At 65.3% G+C, this 16,651-nt stretch carries 18 protein-coding genes; 7 read left to right on the forward strand and 11 right to left on the reverse strand.

Annotated elements, in window-relative coordinates; genetic code table 11:
- Window positions 1–15: 15 nt before the first annotated feature.
- Window positions 16–711 carry a TVP38/TMEM64 family protein gene (locus tag JQT59_RS22165; protein ID WP_249353724.1) on the reverse strand — a complete coding sequence of 232 codons (696 nt, stop codon included), beginning with the start codon at window positions 709–711 and terminating at the stop codon, window positions 16–18.
- A 402-nt stretch (window positions 712–1,113) separates the two neighbouring features.
- On the opposite strand from JQT59_RS22165, the gene mutA reads away from it, so the two are divergent.
- From mutA to meaB, 3 genes are read left to right on the forward strand one after another with little or no spacing between them, the layout of a single operon-like run.
- Window positions 1,114–3,030 carry a methylmalonyl-CoA mutase small subunit gene (gene mutA / locus JQT59_RS22170; RefSeq protein ID WP_213572011.1) on the forward strand — a complete coding sequence of 639 codons (1,917 nt, stop codon included), beginning with the start codon at window positions 1,114–1,116 and terminating at the stop codon, window positions 3,028–3,030.
- A complete protein-coding gene (gene scpA, locus JQT59_RS22175; protein WP_109330158.1) occupies window positions 3,027–5,291 on the forward strand; it encodes a methylmalonyl-CoA mutase in 2,265 nt (754 codons plus the stop codon). Before mutA ends, scpA begins: the two co-directional genes overlap by 4 nt.
- Window position 5,292: 1 nt before the next feature.
- Entirely contained in the window at window positions 5,293–6,297 is a 1,005-nt protein-coding gene (gene meaB, locus JQT59_RS22180; RefSeq protein WP_213572012.1) for a methylmalonyl Co-A mutase-associated GTPase MeaB, read from the forward strand.
- 9 nt (window positions 6,298–6,306) lie between these two features.
- Here the strand turns inward: meaB and JQT59_RS22185 are convergent, their stop codons facing one another.
- On the reverse strand, window positions 6,307–7,086 hold the full coding sequence (locus JQT59_RS22185) for a DUF899 domain-containing protein (protein ID WP_213572013.1): 780 nt from the start codon (window positions 7,084–7,086) through the stop codon (window positions 6,307–6,309).
- Window positions 7,087–7,212: 126 nt separating this feature from the next.
- Between JQT59_RS22185 and JQT59_RS22190 the strand changes: the two genes are divergently transcribed.
- The gene (locus JQT59_RS22190; protein ID WP_283254006.1) at window positions 7,213–7,827 is read left to right on the forward strand and encodes a YceI family protein; all 615 of its coding nucleotides are present in this window, start codon (window positions 7,213–7,215) and stop codon (window positions 7,825–7,827) included.
- A gap of 38 nt (window positions 7,828–7,865) precedes the next feature.
- Here JQT59_RS22190 and JQT59_RS22195 read toward each other — a convergent pair whose 3' ends face one another.
- On the reverse strand, window positions 7,866–8,555 hold the full coding sequence (locus tag JQT59_RS22195) for a hypothetical protein (protein WP_213572015.1): 690 nt from the start codon (window positions 8,553–8,555) through the stop codon (window positions 7,866–7,868).
- A gap of 152 nt (window positions 8,556–8,707) precedes the next feature.
- Here JQT59_RS22195 and JQT59_RS22200 point away from each other — a divergent pair, with 152 nt between their 5' ends.
- On the forward strand, window positions 8,708–9,304 hold the full coding sequence (locus JQT59_RS22200; RefSeq protein ID WP_249353726.1) for a hypothetical protein: 597 nt from the start codon (window positions 8,708–8,710) through the stop codon (window positions 9,302–9,304).
- 224 nt (window positions 9,305–9,528) lie between these two features.
- On the opposite strand, the gene JQT59_RS22205 is transcribed toward JQT59_RS22200, so the two are convergent.
- Window positions 9,529–10,023, reverse strand: a complete 495-nt coding sequence (locus JQT59_RS22205) for an SRPBCC family protein (protein WP_397517634.1) — start codon at window positions 10,021–10,023, stop codon at window positions 9,529–9,531.
- A gap of 205 nt (window positions 10,024–10,228) precedes the next feature.
- Here JQT59_RS22205 and JQT59_RS22210 point away from each other — a divergent pair, with 205 nt between their 5' ends.
- The gene (locus tag JQT59_RS22210; protein WP_213572016.1) at window positions 10,229–10,807 is read left to right on the forward strand and encodes a dihydrofolate reductase family protein; all 579 of its coding nucleotides are present in this window, start codon (window positions 10,229–10,231) and stop codon (window positions 10,805–10,807) included.
- A 278-nt stretch (window positions 10,808–11,085) separates the two neighbouring features.
- Here the strand turns inward: JQT59_RS22210 and JQT59_RS22215 are convergent, their stop codons facing one another.
- The gene (locus JQT59_RS22215) at window positions 11,086–11,703 is read right to left on the reverse strand and encodes a DUF1109 domain-containing protein (RefSeq protein ID WP_213572017.1); all 618 of its coding nucleotides are present in this window, start codon (window positions 11,701–11,703) and stop codon (window positions 11,086–11,088) included.
- Between the two features lie 128 nt (window positions 11,704–11,831).
- Here JQT59_RS22215 and lexA point away from each other — a divergent pair, with 128 nt between their 5' ends.
- Window positions 11,832–12,470 (forward strand): transcriptional repressor LexA, encoded by a 639-nt coding sequence (gene lexA, locus JQT59_RS22220; protein ID WP_249354654.1) that lies wholly within the window; start codon window positions 11,832–11,834, stop codon window positions 12,468–12,470.
- Between the two features lie 100 nt (window positions 12,471–12,570).
- On the opposite strand, the gene JQT59_RS22225 is transcribed toward lexA, so the two are convergent.
- From JQT59_RS22225 to JQT59_RS22245, 6 genes are all read right to left on the reverse strand, one after another.
- Entirely contained in the window at window positions 12,571–13,056 is a 486-nt protein-coding gene (locus tag JQT59_RS22225; RefSeq protein ID WP_213572019.1) for an SRPBCC family protein, read from the reverse strand.
- 3 nt (window positions 13,057–13,059) lie between these two features.
- Window positions 13,060–13,401: an ArsR/SmtB family transcription factor gene (locus JQT59_RS22230; RefSeq protein ID WP_213572020.1), complete on the reverse strand. Its 342-nt coding sequence runs from the start codon at window positions 13,399–13,401 to the stop codon at window positions 13,060–13,062.
- Window positions 13,402–13,746: 345 nt separating this feature from the next.
- Window positions 13,747–14,307, reverse strand: a complete 561-nt coding sequence (locus JQT59_RS22235; RefSeq protein ID WP_213572021.1) for a dihydrofolate reductase family protein — start codon at window positions 14,305–14,307, stop codon at window positions 13,747–13,749.
- A 166-nt stretch (window positions 14,308–14,473) separates the two neighbouring features.
- Window positions 14,474–15,088, reverse strand: coding sequence for a maleylpyruvate isomerase family mycothiol-dependent enzyme (locus JQT59_RS22240; protein WP_213572022.1), 615 nt, complete (start codon window positions 15,086–15,088; stop codon window positions 14,474–14,476).
- A gap of 55 nt (window positions 15,089–15,143) precedes the next feature.
- The gene (locus tag JQT59_RS37745) at window positions 15,144–15,275 is read right to left on the reverse strand and encodes a hypothetical protein (protein ID WP_283254007.1); all 132 of its coding nucleotides are present in this window, start codon (window positions 15,273–15,275) and stop codon (window positions 15,144–15,146) included.
- A gap of 244 nt (window positions 15,276–15,519) precedes the next feature.
- On the reverse strand, window positions 15,520–16,596 hold the full coding sequence (locus JQT59_RS22245) for an ABC transporter ATP-binding protein (RefSeq protein ID WP_213572023.1): 1,077 nt from the start codon (window positions 16,594–16,596) through the stop codon (window positions 15,520–15,522).
- Window positions 16,597–16,651 lie beyond the last annotated feature (55 nt).

Here is a 16,651-nt window from a genome sequence, read left to right on the forward strand (position 1 = left end):
CTTGACATCGCGCGTTCAAGGATGAGGGATAGACACACCCTCGGTCAGCGGCAACTCCTCGGCATCGGATCGATCGAGGGGACGCCGAGAATCGACGATCAACCCGAGAATGCCGACGACGACGCACACACCGGACAGCAGGAGGAGGGCTGGATTCGTCTCGCCGCTCAGGGCGTCCCCGAGAACCACGATCCCCACCGTTCCGGGGAGGATGCCCACGACCGTGGCGAGCACGTAGGGGAGCAGCCGGATGGAGGAGACGCCGCTGCAGTAGTTGACCACGGAGAACGGGACGAATGCGATCAGCCGGAGAGAGCCGACGGCGAGCCACCCCCGTCGGGCGATCCGCTCGTCCACCCGCCGGATCGTCGGGCTGGAGATGCGTTGCCACACGACGTCCCGGCCGATGGCGCGCACCAGATACAGAGCCAGCACCGCGCTGACCGTTGCGGCCGCGACAGTGATCGCGATGCCGAGCCAGGCCCCGAACAGCAACCCGGCACTCAAGGTGAACACGGTGCGGGGGAACGGGAATATCGTCACCAGCGCATGCGCGACGAAGAAGACCAGCGGAAAGGCCGGGCCCACCGACTGCGCCCATTCCCGGATCTGCAGAACGGACGGATGGGGTGCCACCACCGCGACGACCACCAGCACGATTGCCAGTGCGGCGACGCCGATGACCCTGCGGTTCCCCAGGCGTCTCTTCACAGGGCACCAGGCTACCCGGCCGGACCGCGAAGGGTCGTGCGAGGAAAACAGTCGAGAGCACGGTCGTAGCGGAAGCCGTCCCATCCGGACACCGCCGCCACGCAGGCGCGACCCCGGCCCGCGGGGCGAGAATTCGGGCCAGCGCGGCGGCGGCCATCCTCCTACGATGGAGTAGTTCGCTGCGGAAAACGATCTCCCCTGACGGGCACGGTCAGCCGATAGAACCGATGAATGGCGGTGCCCTGGGCGCCGAACTATTCCGGCGTCATGCTCATGACCTGAGGTTATCCATCATGTGGTGATCCTCACGATAGGAGAGCGGAGTCTGCGGCTAGCATCACACCAACACAACATATTGATCGATCGCTCATCAGGGCCATGCAGGGAGAGGAAGCGGACACCGTGTCATTAGCTTCAGAAACCGAGGAAGCTGCGCGGGCATATACCGACTGGCAGCGCTCCGTGGCGGGAGTCCTCGCGAAATCGCGGCGAGTCGACGCGGCAGACCTCGGTCCGGAACCCGAGAAGCTCCTCGAGACCACCACCTACGACGGTGTGACCGTCGCGCCGCTCTACAGCCCCCGGGACGAGCGTCCCGAGCAGCCGCTTCCCGGCGCATTCCCTTACGTTCGGGGCGTCGACGCCACTCGGGACGTCAACTCCGGCTGGCTCGTCAGCGCCCGATTCGGTGCGGGCGCCGATCCGGCGGACGTCAACCGGTCCATCCTCGACGCCTTGGAAAACGGGGTCAGCGCGGTCTGGCTCACCGTCGGTGAGAACACGCTGCCCGTCAGGTCGCTGGAGACGGCGCTCGACGGCGTGCTGCTCGACCTCGCCCCGCTCACCCTCGATGCCGGAACCGAGGTGACAGCCGCGGCCCGTGCATTGTTCGCCCTGCTCGAGGCGCGTGCGTCCGCCGGTGACGGCGTCACCGATCGCACCACGGTGCGCGTCCACCTCGGTGCGGCGCCGCTGACGAGTGCCTTCGCCGGTGTGACGGATATCGATCTCGGTGACGCGGTGGCACTGGCCACCGAGGCGTCGACCCGACCGGAACAGGTGCGCGCGATCACCGTGGACGGCACCGTCTTCCACGACGCGGGCGCCTCCGACTCGGAGGAGCTCGGTGCGTCCGTCGCCGCCGGGCTCGAGTACCTGCGGGCGCTCACCGCGGGTGGGCTGCCGATCGGAAAAGCGTTCGGCCAGATCGATTTCCGGTTTGCGGCGACCGATGACCAGTTCCAGACCATCGCCAAGTTCCGCGCCGCCCGGTTGGTGTGGGCCCGGATCGCCCAGGTATGCGGTGCCTCCGACTTCGGCGGCGCGCCGCAGCATGCGGTCACGTCCGCCGCGATGATGTCGCAGCGTGATCCGTGGGTGAACATGCTCCGCACCACCCTCGCCGCGTTCGGCGCCGGGGTGGGCGGTGCCGACGCGGTGACGGTGTTGCCGTTCGATGCCGCGCTGCCCGCGGGGGCGCTGGGGGTCTCGCAGACCTTCGCCGATCGGATCGCCCGCAACACCCAGTTGTTGCTGCTCGAGGAATCGCACCTCGGCCGCGTGCTCGACCCCGCCGCCGGATCGTGGTACGTCGAGGATCTCACGCAGCGGATCGCGGAGAAGGCGTGGGAATTCTTCCAGCAGATCGAGTCGGCCGGCGGATATCTCGCGGGCCTGGACGCCGGACAGATCACCGAGCGAATCAACTCGACGCGGGCGCAACGCGAATCGGACATCGCACACCGCAAGACCGCGGTCACCGGGGTCAACGAGTATCCCAATCTGGAGGAGGCGCCACTGCCTCCCGGTGCCGCGGACACCGGACGGGTGGCGCGATACGCCGCCGCCTTCGAACGGCTCCGCGACCGCTCCGACAGCTATCTGGCGGCCCACGGGGTCCGGCCCACCGCGTTCCTGGCTCCGCTCGGACCGGTCGCCGAACACAACGTGCGCACCACCTTCAGCACGAACCTGCTGGCATCGGGTGGCATCGCCGCAGTCAATCCCGGACCCCTCGCGGTCGGTGACGGCAGCATCGCGGCCGCAGCGGCACAGTCCGGGGCCGGTATCGCGGTGATCTGCGGTACCGACAAGCGGTACACCGCCGACGCCGCGGCCGCGGTCGAGGAACTGCGCGCTGCGGGTGTGGGCACCGTTCTCCTGGCGGGTCCGGAGAAGGTCGTTGCCGACGTGGACGGGGCAGCCCGTCCCGACGGATTCGTCACAGCACGCATCGATGCAGTCTCGGTCCTGTCCGATCTGCTCGACATCATCGAGAGCGCGGGGAACACCTCGGGCGACACAGGGAGCAAGAAGTGACTACTCGCGAGGTCAAGCACACGATCGGCAGCTTCGCCGACGTGCCGCTGGAGGATCCTCAGTTTCCGCAGCCGGCCGCACCGACCGCGGAACAGACGGACGCATTGATCGCCGCCGCCGCGGCGGCGAACCACTACACCCCGGAACAGGTGGTGTGGTCCACGCCCGAGGGAATCGACGTCAAACCGGTCTACACCAAGGCCGACCGCGACGCCGCCGAGTCCGAGGGTTACCCGGTGGGCAGCTTCCCCGGTGCCGCGCCGTTCGTGCGTGGGCCGTACCCCACCATGTACGTCAACCAGCCGTGGACCATCCGTCAGTACGCCGGATTCTCGACGGCCGCCGAGTCCAACGCCTTCTACCGCCGCAACCTTGCGGCGGGGCAGAAGGGTCTGTCGGTGGCGTTCGACCTGGCCACCCACCGCGGCTACGACTCCGACCACCCGCGCGTCGCCGGTGACGTGGGCATGGCCGGTGTGGCCATCGACTCGATCCTCGACATGCGGCAGCTGTTCGACCACATTCCCCTCGACAGCGTCAGTGTGTCGATGACCATGAACGGTGCCGTTCTGCCGATCCTGGCCCTGTATGTGGTGGCGGCGGAGGAGCAGGGTGTCGCTCCGGAACAGCTGGCCGGAACCATTCAGAACGACATTCTGAAAGAGTTCATGGTCCGCAACACCTACATCTATCCGCCGAAGCCGTCGATGCGCATCATCTCGGACATCTTCGCGTACACCAGCACGAAGATGCCGCGGTTCAACTCCATCTCCATTTCCGGGTACCACATCCAGGAGGCAGGTGCCACAGCCGATCTGGAGCTGGCGTACACGCTCGCCGACGGTGTCGAATACCTCCGCGCCGGGCTCGACGCCGGCATGGAGATCGACAAGTTCGCGCCGCGGTTGTCGTTTTTCTGGGCCATCGGCATGAACTTCTTCATGGAGGTCGCCAAGCTGCGGGCCGGTCGTCTCCTGTGGAGTGAACTGGTTGCCCAGTTCGAGCCGAAGTCGGCGAAATCGCTGTCGCTGCGCACACATTCGCAGACATCGGGTTGGTCGCTCACCGCCCAGGACGTCTACAACAATGTGGCCCGCACCTGCGTCGAGGCCATGGCCGCTACGCAGGGGCACACCCAGTCTCTGCACACCAACGCACTCGACGAGGCGCTGGCGCTGCCGACGGACTTCTCCGCCCGCATCGCCCGCAACACCCAGTTGTTGTTGCAGCAGGAATCGGGGACGGTCCGCCCGATCGACCCGTGGGGCGGCTCCCATTACGTCGAGTGGCTCACTCACGAGCTGGCGAACCGCGCCCGGGCGCACATCGCCGAGGTCGAAGAGGCCGGCGGTATGGCGCAGGCCATCAGCGAGGGCATCCCGAAACTGCGCATCGAAGAGGCCGCCGCCCGCACTCAGGCGCGCATCGATTCCGGTCGTCAGCCGGTGATCGGTGTCAACAAGTACCGGGCCGAAGAGGATCAGAAGATCGAGGTCCTCAAGGTCGAGAATTCGCGGGTCCGCAAGGAGCAGCTCGAGAAGCTCGCACGCCTGCGTGAGGAACGCGACCCCGTCGCGGTGCAGGCGGCACTCGCCGAGCTCACCCGCGCCGCTGCCTCGTCGGAGGGCGGCATGGAGAACAACCTGCTCGCGCTCGCCATCGACGCTGCCCGTGCGCACGCCACCGTCGGCGAGATCTCCGACGCACTCGAGACGGTGTTCGGACGTCACCAGGCCGAGATCCGCACCATCAGCGGGGTGTACCGGGACGAGGCCGGGAAGGTGGACAACATCAGTAACGCAACGGAACTCGTCGAGAAGTTCGCCGAGGAGGAGGGCCGCCGCCCGCGTGTCCTCATCGCGAAGATGGGCCAGGACGGGCACGACCGCGGACAGAAGGTGATCGCCACCGCCTTCGCCGACATCGGCTTCGACGTGGACGTCGGACCGCTGTTCCAGACCCCGGAAGAGGTCGCTAACCAGGCGGCCGACAACGACGTCCACGTGGTCGGTGTGTCGTCGTTGGCTGCAGGTCACCTCACCTTGGTGCCTGCACTGCGGGATGCGCTCGCGGCGGTGGGGCGTCCCGACATCATGATCGTGGTCGGCGGTGTCATTCCGCCCGGCGACTTCGACGAGCTCTACCAGGCGGGCGCCGCCGCGATCTTCCCGCCCGGCACGGTGATCGCCGAGGCGGCCACCGGTCTGCTCGAGAAGCTGGCCGCCCAGCTCGGGCACGACCTGACGGGCACCCCGGAATAGCATGGGGCGCCCTCCAGTCGACATCGATGCCCTCGCCCAGACCGTGCGCGCCAACCAGCGCGCCGGCCTGGCGAAGGCCATCACGCTGGTCGAATCGACACGCACCGACCACCGGGAGGCGGCGCAGCGTCTGCTCCTCGAACTGCTTCCGGAGTCGGGCAACGCGCACCGGGTGGGTATCACCGGTGTGCCCGGCGTCGGCAAGTCGACGTTCATCGACGCACTGGGGATGTACCTGATCGGGAAAGGTCATCGGGTGGCGGTCCTCGCGGTGGATCCGTCGTCGACGCGCACCGGCGGGTCGATCCTCGGCGACAAGACCCGCATGGCGCGGCTGACCGTGGAGAAGGACGCCTACATCCGGCCGTCGCCGACCTCGGGCACCCTCGGCGGTGTCGCGAAGGCGACCCGGGAAACCATCGTGCTCCTCGAGGCAGCCGGTTTCGACGTCATTCTGGTCGAAACGGTCGGGGTCGGGCAGTCCGAGGTGACGGTTGCGAACATGGTCGACTGCTTCTGTTTCCTCACTCTCGCCCGGACCGGTGACCAGTTGCAGGGCATCAAGAAGGGTGTGCTCGAGCTCGCCGACCTCGTCGCCGTCAACAAGGCCGACGGCAAGCACGAACGCGAAGCGAAGGGAGCTGCCCGCGAATTGGCGGGTGCACTGCGGCTGATCTACCCCCACGACGCCATCTGGAAGCCGCCCGTCATCACGATGAGCGGTCTCGAAGGTGTCGGGCTCGAGGAGTTCTGGAACACCGTCCAGCATCACCGTGAGGTGCTCAGCGAGGCCGGACGATTCGAAGAGAACCGTCGTCGCCAGCAGGTCGACTGGACGTGGACCATGGTCCACGATCAGCTGCTACGTCGACTGGCATCGAACCCGCGGGTCAAGGACATTCGCGGGCAGGTCGAGCAACAAGTGCGTGACGGTTCCCTGACAGCGGCGCTGGCCGCGGCCCAGATCCTCGACGCCTTCGACGGTTCCGACGCCTCCGTGGAATGACCGGGCAGGTCACTCAGGGCTCTTCGCTCCTGCGATCACGTCTGCTTCGTATTCGTCGTGGCGGCGCAGCCAACTCATGGCGGGGTCGTCGCCGCGCCGGGGTTGTTGTTCCCAGTCCTCCTGCCGGCCGCGGGCGGTGAGGTCGAGCCACTGGTAGGTGCCGAGGAGCGTTTCGGTCGAGCGCGCGTAGCCGGAATAGGTGTGGAAAATTCGATCACCGTGGCGGAGGAAGGCGCTGACACCGTGCTCTTCGCCGGACCAGCCCTTCCAGGCGGGGTTCATCCGCTCCAGCTCGGCCTGATCCTTGTAGTTGTATTCCACCGGTGCGACCGCCGCGTCGAGGGTGACGTGGAAGTCGTAGTTGAAGTCGCTGCCGTGCGAGGAATACCAGGGGAGGGCCCAACCCATCCGCTGCCGGTAGCGCTCGAGCTCGAGCAGCGGTGCGCGTGACACGGCCGCGAACGAGGTGTCCCGGGCGTACAGGTGGCGGAGGTCGCCCACATTGTCCATCGTGAACGAACAGGACGGGCAACCTTCGTCGGCGTCGGGTTCGAACATGAAGTGGTAGATGAGGAGTTGACTGCGGCCGTCGAACAAGTCCTCGAGTTCGACCTTGCCGTGGGGACCGTCGAATACATACTCCTTGGTGATCTCGACCATGGGTAGCGCGCGTCGGGCGGCGTTGACCCGGTCGCGGTGTCGGGTCAGCTCCTTCTCCTGTGCGAGTAGCTCGCGCCGCGCGATGAGCCATTGCTCGCGGGTGGTGACCTGTGGATCGGACGCTGTCATCGTTCGTCTCCTCTCGTAGGACACACGTAATGGTCTCAGCCGGCACTCGGTTGCGGCTACCTCCAGAACTTCCACGAGACAGTCGGCCCCGCAGCTAGCATGCTTGCCAGAGGGTGTTCGTTGGGGATGGAGTCCAGCCGAGACCGATTTGTCGTGACGCCCCGGCGCTCTCGCGAAACCGTGTCTGGCTACCGATCATCACCTACCGGAGGTACACATGACATCTCCCATGGAGTCCGCCCCGCAACTGTCTACGCTCGCCGGGTCCTGGACTCTGGAACCTTCCGGACCTCGATCACCTTCCACACGAAGGGATTGTGGATCTTCGGGGTCACCGGCAGCTTCCACACCGTCGAGGGCACCGCAACGGTCGGTGACGACGGAGGTATCACCGGAAGGCTGGTAGTCGACGCCACCTCGCTGAATACCAAGAACGGTAAACGCGACGAGCACCTGCGCTCCGCAGACTTCTTCGATGTCCAGAACTACCCCACCATTGTCTTCACCGCGGCAGAATCGCGACCAGCCGATCCGGGACACGTACATCTCGACGGCGACCTGACCGTTCACGGGCAGACTCGACCGCTCACCGTGCCCGCAGAGGTTGTCGCCACCGACGACACCGCCACGGTCAGCGCCGAAATACTCCTCGACCGCAGCAACTGGGGCATGACCTACACGAAGAAGGGCTCGCGCCTCGCCACCCGTGTCGTGATCAACGCCGTCTTCGTCAAGTCCTGATTCACCGCGCCTTTCTCTCACTCGCGGGGCTACGCCCGTCACGTCGGCGGTCGACGAAAGGTGCCGTCGGAACTGGTCGGCGGTGAATCCGATTCCGGGCGTCTCGGCGCCTTTTCGGCGGATGCACCGATCGTGGACGCGAGTCGCCATAATCCGGCGGCGGCCAGAACGTGCCACAGCGCGTGTCCCTGAACGACACTGCTCGGCCGACAGATCGGCGTCCGGTCACCGAGGGCGCCGAGCAGGGCGCCGGACGCCAGAAGTACTGCCGCGACGACCGTCGCGCGCCGCAACTGCGGATGGACGCGCGCGCGTTCCATGCTCAGTCCGATAGCGAGCGCGGCGAGCATTGCCTGCACGATTGTGGATACAGTCGATCCGGCAGCCACGGTGGGAACCATCACGAGCGGCACAACGAGCCACCACCCGGGCGACAGCCGACGGCCGAACCTGTCGGACGCGGCCTCGGCGGCGACGTAGGCGAGCAGAGTTGCGATCGGCAAGTCGTGTGCGTAGGCCTGCCACGACGGGTTGGGTCCGTGCTGAACAAGTGACCCGGCACCGACGGCGACGACGAGCAGGCCGTAGATCACGGTCGGCGCACCGTTCCGACGGCGCGCGATCACCGCGACGCCGGCAACCACGAAGGCCAGGCTGGTGACAGCGGCCGCCGGCTGACCGATGAGACCTGTGCCTCTATAGAGCTCACAGGCATTCGCCAGCATCATGAATCGGAGGTCACCTTCCACGTTGTTCGGTCGACACCTGTTCTTCGAGGTTTCCAAAGGGATCTTCCGACCGCAATCGCATTGGCACCGAATTTGAGCATTCGTCCAACGAAGCGCGGTCCGAGGACGGGGGAGCGGTGATACTTGGTGTCATGCTTGTTCCCGGCGTGGCGCAACCAACGGAGAAATACCGGCCGCGCCGCATCGGCCGTCGCGCGTCTCTCTCCATTCTCTCGATCGTCGTGATCGGAGTGTTGACGGCGGGCGGGTGTGGACAACACCGCACGGAGCCTGGTGGGGAATCGCAGCAGGACGCGACGACCTCCACCACGAACCTCGTGCCTCAGGAGGTCCTGGTCGGGCTGGAAGTCGTTCAGAAGTATTTCCCGGAGATAGATCGACAGGCCACGACCAGTGCGAACGACAGTGCTGCCGGTGTCCCCGAGGCGACGAGAATGGTGATCTACGAAGGCGCTGACGGCAGGCGGGTCACCGTGTCTGTCGATCAGTATTCGATCCCCGACTCCGCATCGACCGCATTCGAGCAAGCGATCGACGAAAGCGAAGTGGTTCAGGGTTTCGTAGCGCTACCGACGCCATCCGGTGTGGGCGAGAAGGCGTTTGCCGGCGCCGTCACGCAGGGTGAAGAAACGCACATCGGATACGGCGCTCTCGCAGGCGAGTATGTCATCGGCGTGACCTCGGCCGGCTACCCGGCTAATGCCCGAGAACATCGGAAAATTGACTGATCTCACTCGTGACGCGGTCGAGAAGGCCGACACGGCATAAGCGCGGACGCCGGCATCTACCACTCCGATCAGGACTTGGTGTCGTACTCACCGCAACGTCGACGCCGTCGCGGCCACGGAGCGACGCCACTTGTTCTGCCGTCCGTCCCATGCAAGAGCGTTTCGGTATTCGCTGCAACTCGCCATCGACAGCCGGCCGACTTTACGGGGCGACCGGCAGATGCCTAGGCGTCGGGAGTGAGTACCGCCAGCTCTGCCAGGTGATGCAGCGAGTTGGTGAGGTGCTCGGGACCGAACGGCGGGAACTGGAGGTACTCCCGGATGTAGTGCGGCACCGCCGACCAATCGTAGATAAGCGTGACCTCGGTATCGGACGGACCGAGCGGCACCAGGTCGTAACGCCAGACCCAGCCGCCGAACTCCAGCTGACCGTCGTCCTTCTCCTGCCCGGTCCGCCAGGCAATGGCCCTCGGCGGGTCGAGCACCTGGACCTGGTTGGCCACTCTGTAGTCACCGTTCGGGTGGTTGGGGTGATACATGTCCATCCGAAAGATCTGCCCCACCTCGGTCAGCGGCGCCTGGTCGGCAGCGTCCTGCACCCAACCGGTGCCGTCGATCGCAGCATGGGTCCTCGGGTCGGCCAGCAGCGCGAACACCCTGGTGGCGGGAGCGGCAACAACCACGGTGGCGCAGACGTTCTCTCGGTCCACGGCGTTCACGCTCCTTGTCATCAGATCTCGAGCCTCCCACAGGTGCGGAAGGAACCTTCATCAATGCAGACTGCAAGACGAACCGGAATTCATCGGTCGGGTGGACGGAATAACGTCGCAGCGCGGACTTCCCGTGGGACAGAGCGTGATGAGTTTCGCCGAAAGTTCCAGTCTGTATCCACATGCCCGATCGACCGCACCCGAGGAGCGCATCATGACTGCCACCTACACCTTCGACGTCTTTTCCAGCCTCGACGGCTTCGGCGCCGCCAGCGGCAACTGGACCGGCTACTGGGGCAAGCAAGGCCCCGAGCTGCTCGACCACCGCCTCGCCTTGTACGGCACCGAGCAGCGGATGGTGTTCGGCGCCAACACTTACCGCGCGTTCGCGCAGATGTTGGCCTCGAGCACGGAAGAGTCCGAGGTTCGTGATCCATGGGTCACCCGGATGAGGAGTCTGCCGGCAACGGTGGTATCGACCACCCTGGAAGGACGGCTCGACTGGCCGGACGCGACTCTCGTGAGCGGTGACGCCGTCGACGTCGTCGCCCGGCTCAAGGAGGAGTCCGAGGTGCCGTTGCGCTCACACGGCAGTCTGTCGATGAACCGAGCGCTGATGGCCGCCGGTTTGGTCGACCGCGTCCAGGTGACGATCTTCCCCGTCATTACCGGTCAGACCGGGCTGGACCCGATATTCCAGGGTGCGGCCGACTTCGACCTCGAGCTGATCGAGAGCCGGACACTCGACGGCAACATCCAGGAGCTCATCTACCGGCCCACCCTGCATGCCTGAGAGGGTCAGCGGTCCACGCAGGAGTAGTACGGGGGTTCCCTGTCGGAATCATCGACGACGACCCGCGGGTCGGCCACGAGCCGATCGATCGCGTCCGAACCGGCTTGCGGACCAGGAGCTCGCCGAGCGCAGCTCCCTCGACGAGAATGCGTTTCTGGCGCTCGTCGGGAGCGAACGGTTGTCGAAGCCGGGCAGATGCCACGGTGACCGTAGTTCGGACGCTACCTGCCGGAAATCCTCGTCGCGAGGCTGGATACGATGTGGGACAGGGTGGGCGGTCAGGTTCGCCACACTGAAATAAACTTGTACCACGGCCCGCCCAGGTGAGTCGCAGTGAAATCATCGAACCCGGCGGGCACACCGCGCGGGCTGTACGCCCAACCGCTGCTCACCGTCAGTCCGAGTCCGCCGTCCTCGATGAAGTAGACCACGCCATCGTCGCCCGACATGGCGGTGCGAATATCGAACCGGCCGATCTCGAGATGGCTGTGGAGCGGCTCCGGATCTGCCAGCAACTCGAGCGCCACCCGCTCGAACTCTGCCCGGGTGTCGTCGAACGACGGCCGTGGTGCCAGCATCACCGTGACGACAGCGACGAGTAGGACCGCCGGCGCAGCCGCGATCCACCATGACCACCGCCGGTCTTGGCCGATGACATACAAGGTCTTCACTGCCCACACCGGCCCTAGGGCGGCGAGGATCAGCATCACCGCTGCACCGAACAATATCGGATCGGCCCAACTCGACGTGCCGTAGCGAGAGGGCCACCAGTCGTAGTAGATGCACACCAGGATCAGCAGTGAGGCAGCGGTCAGAGCCAGATGGATCGGTCCGGGAGGCTTGTTCGGCTTGACGCCACTCTGCGCGCGAACGGGCGGTCCGGCGGCACTGCTCATTGGTTCACGTTAGCCGTCGTCCGGCGTGGAAATGCGGCCGGAGCAATTAGGGAGAGAAGTAGAGGCCTTCGCGGCGATCAGTGGCCACCCCCTACCATTCTCCGGTGACCGATTACGACGATCTCGACATGTTCGGCGGCCTCGACGCCTCCACCCTGCCACCCCGCCAGCAGCGGATCCTGGCAACGATCCGGGACTGGGTGGCTGCACATGGATGCCCGCCGAGCACCCGGCAGATCGGGGATGCGGTGGGCCTGCGGTCGACGTCGTCGGTGTCCAAGAATCTGAAAAGTCTCGAGGAGAGGGGCTTTCTTCGCCGGGGTTCGGCCATGGCTCGGCAATTGGACGTGCGCCCGTTCCTCACCGAGACGAAGCAGGGTCGCTCGTCCGACAACAATGTGACGGTACCGGTGGTCGGCGACATCGCCGCCGGCGCACCGATCCTCGCGGAAGAGCACGCCGATGAGACACTGACACTCCCTCGCGAGCTCGTCGGCTCCGGCACCGTCTTCGGCTTGCGGGTGCGCGGCGAATCGATGATCGACGCCGCGATCTGCGATGGCGATGTCGTCGTGGTGCGCCGCCAGGACGAAGCCCACTCCGGCGAGATCGTCGCCGCGATGATTGATGGCGAGGCCACAGTCAAGGTGCTCCGGCGCCGCGACGGCCACGTCTTCCTCGAGCCCCGCAATTCCGCCTATGCCGCGATTGACGGTGACGACGGAGTCGTCCTGGGCAAGGTGGTATCGGTGATGCGCCGCATCTGAGGTTCGTGCAACTTGAACGATGCAACTCGTGGTGCCGGCTCGTCGCCTCGCACGTGAAAGGCGAGGCGACGAGATCGGCCACTGTGGTGACCAGGCAGCCTCAACTTTTGATGAGGTCGTCGATCTGGCCGATCGCCTGCGAGGCACCCTCGACCACGCCCATGTCGAGCACCTGCTGGAGACCTTCGGCAGTTGCGTAGGTGCTCACGTAGGTGGCGATGGTGCTGCCGTCCTCCTCACGGAAGGAGAAATCGTTGGTGGACACTGGCATTGATTCGATCGGGCTGAAATCCGCATCGGCGAATCCGTCGGTGAAGCTGAAGCCGGTCGGCTCATCGATGGAAATGATATTCCAGTAGCCCGCATGCTTGTCGCCCTCGGGGCCGGTCATGTAATAGGTGACCCGACCGCCCGGGGTGAACTCATGGTCGACCACTGTTGCCGGGTACGTCGGCGGACCCCAAATCTTCTCGAGCTGGCGAGGATCGGCATAGATCTGCCAGATTCGCTCCCGAGGCGCCGCGAACTCGGCGGTGATGGTCAGGGTCAGTGCATCGATGTCGTGGCTGACATTGGTGACAGGCATCGTTCATTCCTTCCGTTGAGGTTGCGTTGCGATCAGTTCGTCGATGCGTGCGATCCGCCCACGCCAGACTTGTTCCAGCTCGACGAGCATGGACGACACCGCGCGCACTGCTTCGACATCGCCCCTGGCGAGTTGTTCACGGCCACTGCGTCGTTTCACGAGTAAACCGGACTTCTCGAGGACTGCGACGTGCTTTTGTACCGCAGCGAAGCTCATGTCGTACTTCGCTGCGAGTGCCGAGACGGAATGCTCGCCGGCCAGTACGCGACGCATGATGTCGCGCCTCGTTCGGTCGGATAGCGCGTGGAACAGGGCATCGGCCTGATCCTCATCTCTTTCTGACACACTCGAAATATACAACCGATTGGTTGTATGTGCAAGGCGTGGTCGGTTCTCGGATGCGGGTAGGCGGGGGAGCGCCTTCCCATTTGCCGATCGGGGGCTTTCGCCGACGCGAGGCCGTGAAAGAGTGAGCCGTCCTGATCGCCGACCTCATCGCACTACCCGAACGATGTGGCACGGGGCTGGGAGCCAAACAACTCGAGCACCTCCAGGAACAAACCGGCCTTCGTGGCTGCGCCCAACTGCACCTGAACACCGGGCACTCCCGGCGTGCGGCTCACAAATCATTCTCGCGCAAAGGCTTCGACATAATTTGTCACCACCTGGCTTGGAACCCTCAGCGTTGACTCATGTCTTTACGGCATAGCGGAGGAAGACCATGCCGTTGCGGAACCGGCGTTCGTCGAGCAGTTCCAGCGAATGTCGGATGTCGTCCGGGAACATCCGCTTACCGCCACCGACCAGCATGGGCGCAAGGTACAGGTGGCACTCGTCGATCAGCCGTGCCTTCCATGCGGAGGCAGCAAGGGTGGCGCCGGACACGTTGAGGTCCTTCGCCGTAGTGGCCTTGAGGTCCCGCACCAGACCCGGGTCGAAGGTGCGTTCGATCCGCGTGCGTGTCGTGGAAACCGAGTCGAGACTACGCGAGAAGACGACTTTCTCGGCCGCCTGCCAAATCTGGGCGAACTCTGCGCTCATGGGTGACTGGGCGGCCACTGCCGGATCGTTCTCCCACCCAGTCATCATCTCGTACATAGTGCGGCCGTAGAGGTATGTCCCTACCTCCCGCTCGGCGACATTGATGAAGTCGAGTACTTCCTCGTCGGGGACGGCCCAATCGAAGGCGCCGGCACGGTCGGCGATGTAGCCGTCGAGCGACGCCAGGAACGAATAGATCAGCTTGCCCACGCGAGCAACGATAACGCCCACGAGCACGCGCAGCCGTCGTTCAGCCGAAACGCTCTGACTGAGAGACGAATTGGTCCGGAATTTTAGTGGGGCAACCAGGCCGACTTTGCGCGCGCGGACGGGTCGTTCCGCAGGCGGATTGGTGCTGAGGACGCCACGGGCGCGATCACTTCAGCGCAGGTACTCCGGGTCCGTCCAAGTCACCCAGCGCCGACTTGCGCCCCGATATCGCCAAGAGCAGGGAGAGTGCCGGGCCACAGACTTCTGGGCCATCACCGATCGTCACGTCGGCGTCGGTGGCCCGCAATCGGACGGGGGCAATGAGTTGTTTCGCCCCGCCCAGGGACACCGGGGTCCGCGCCTGGTAGTGCAACGACCTGACGACCGCCTCCGACGGATACGTCCGGTTGATGCCCAGCGGCCGTCGGATGTCTTCGCCATGGACGACCTCTTCCACCAGTCTGCTGTCGAGCGGTGCCGGCGGCGTCGACGTGTAGTTGGCTACCTGCTGAAGTCGGGCGAGCGTCTGCTGGGGTGTGGCGCCGCGTTCACGTTCGACGCCCTGGGCGTTCTGGCGATTGAAGTCGAAACGCGCTCGGACCATGTTCCGCACGATGCCGAGTCGGGTGGTCTTCGCGTTGTTGATGAGGTGTGCGGCGACGTCGTGCACGGTCCAGTCGCCGCACAGCGAGGGCAGGGCCCATTGGTCGTCGGTGAGGTGGGTGAGGTCATCGATCAGCGCCGCACGCTCCGCATGCACCATCGGCCAGACAGCATTCATGAAGACAGTCTGGCAAAGACTGTCCGTTCCCGGCTGGCCTGGGCCCGTCGCCGTCCTACCAACCGTCGTAGACGATCCCTGTCGAGATCGGGAAGTCTTCGCCGACGGGGGCATCCGCTGGGTGCCTGCCCGCAGTCTGCTGCACGACGACACGCTCTCCCGTCGATCGGGCTGTCGGGCTACTCATGATTTTCTACGGCCACGTTCAGCCAGATCACCTCGCTCACCGACGATGACGGCTCCGCAAACAACAGCGTCGTGCGACTCCACCTCGGTCTGATGCCCCGGCGGGCGGCAGGGGCCGCCCGCCGGCGAGATCGACTGGTCAGTGAAGGTCAGTGCGGGAGACCAATGCTGGGCCGTCCACGTGCTGCGTTCGAAGTCGATGACGGTTGTGACGATGAGGCATGAAGCCCCAGTTGCGGCGTCTGCTATTTCGATAGCCGTGCACCGTCGGGGGTGGTGGCGAAGACGTGGGCGTGGGAGGCGTCGATGCGGGCGTGCACGACCTGGCCTTTCTCCGGGGGGTTGCGCCAGTCGACTCGGGCCACGATTGGTTCGTGCCGTCGGCCCACCCGAGTGCGTCCGAAGATGAAGGCTTCCGAGCCGAGTTCTTCTACTACGTCGATCTCGATTTCGTGCCCGGAGTCGGCGAGTTCGATGTGCTCGGGTCGGATCCCGAGGACCACCTCGCGGCCTGCGGCCGCCAGCGTGTTCCTGGGCACCTGAATGAGCTGATCGCCGAAGCTGATTCCCCCATCGGTAACGGGTAGCGTGAACAAGTTCATCGAGGGAGAGCCCATAAATCCGGCGACGAACACGTTCACCGGGCGCCGGTACAACTCGCGGGGGCTCGCGCACTGCTGCAGGATTCCGCCCTTGAGCACGGCGACCCTGTCACCCATCGTCATCGCCTCGACCTGGTCGTGGGTGACGTAGACGGTGGTGGTGCCGAGACGCCGCTGCAACTGTGCGATCTGGGTGCGGGTTTGTACGCGCAGCTTGGCGTCGAGATTGGACAACGGCTCGTCCATGAGGAATACCTGTGGCTGGCGAACGATGGCTCGCCCCATGGCAACTCGCTGCCGCTGCCCACCCGACAGCGCCTTGGGTTTGCGGTCCAGATAGTCGCGGAGGTCGAGCATGTCGGCGGCTTCCCCGACCCGCCTGCGGATTTCAGACTTGTCTGTGCCGGCGAGTTTGAGGGCGAAACCCATGTTCTCGGCGACGCTCATGTGCGGGTAGAGCGCGTAGTTCTGGAAGACCATCGCGATGTCGCGGTCCTTGGGTTCGGAATTCGTGACGTCGCGGCCACCGATCAGGATCCGGCCGCCGTCGACCTCCTCGAGGCCGGCGAGCATCCGCAGCGACGTGGACTTGCCGCAGCCGGACGGGCCGACGAGAACAAGGAACTCGCCGTCCTCGATATGCAGGTCGAGTTGGTCGACCGCCGGGACGTCGGACCCGGGGAAGAGTCTGGTCGCGCGGTCATAGGTGATTGTTGCCATGAGAAATGAATCCCTCCACCGGCAGGAACGTGCCGGACGATCCGAGTGAGTGAGG

The sequence above is a fragment of the Rhodococcus sp. USK13 genome (genome assembly GCF_018343855.1).
Classification (GTDB): Bacteria; Actinomycetota; Actinomycetes; order Mycobacteriales; family Mycobacteriaceae; genus Rhodococcus_F; species Rhodococcus_F oxybenzonivorans.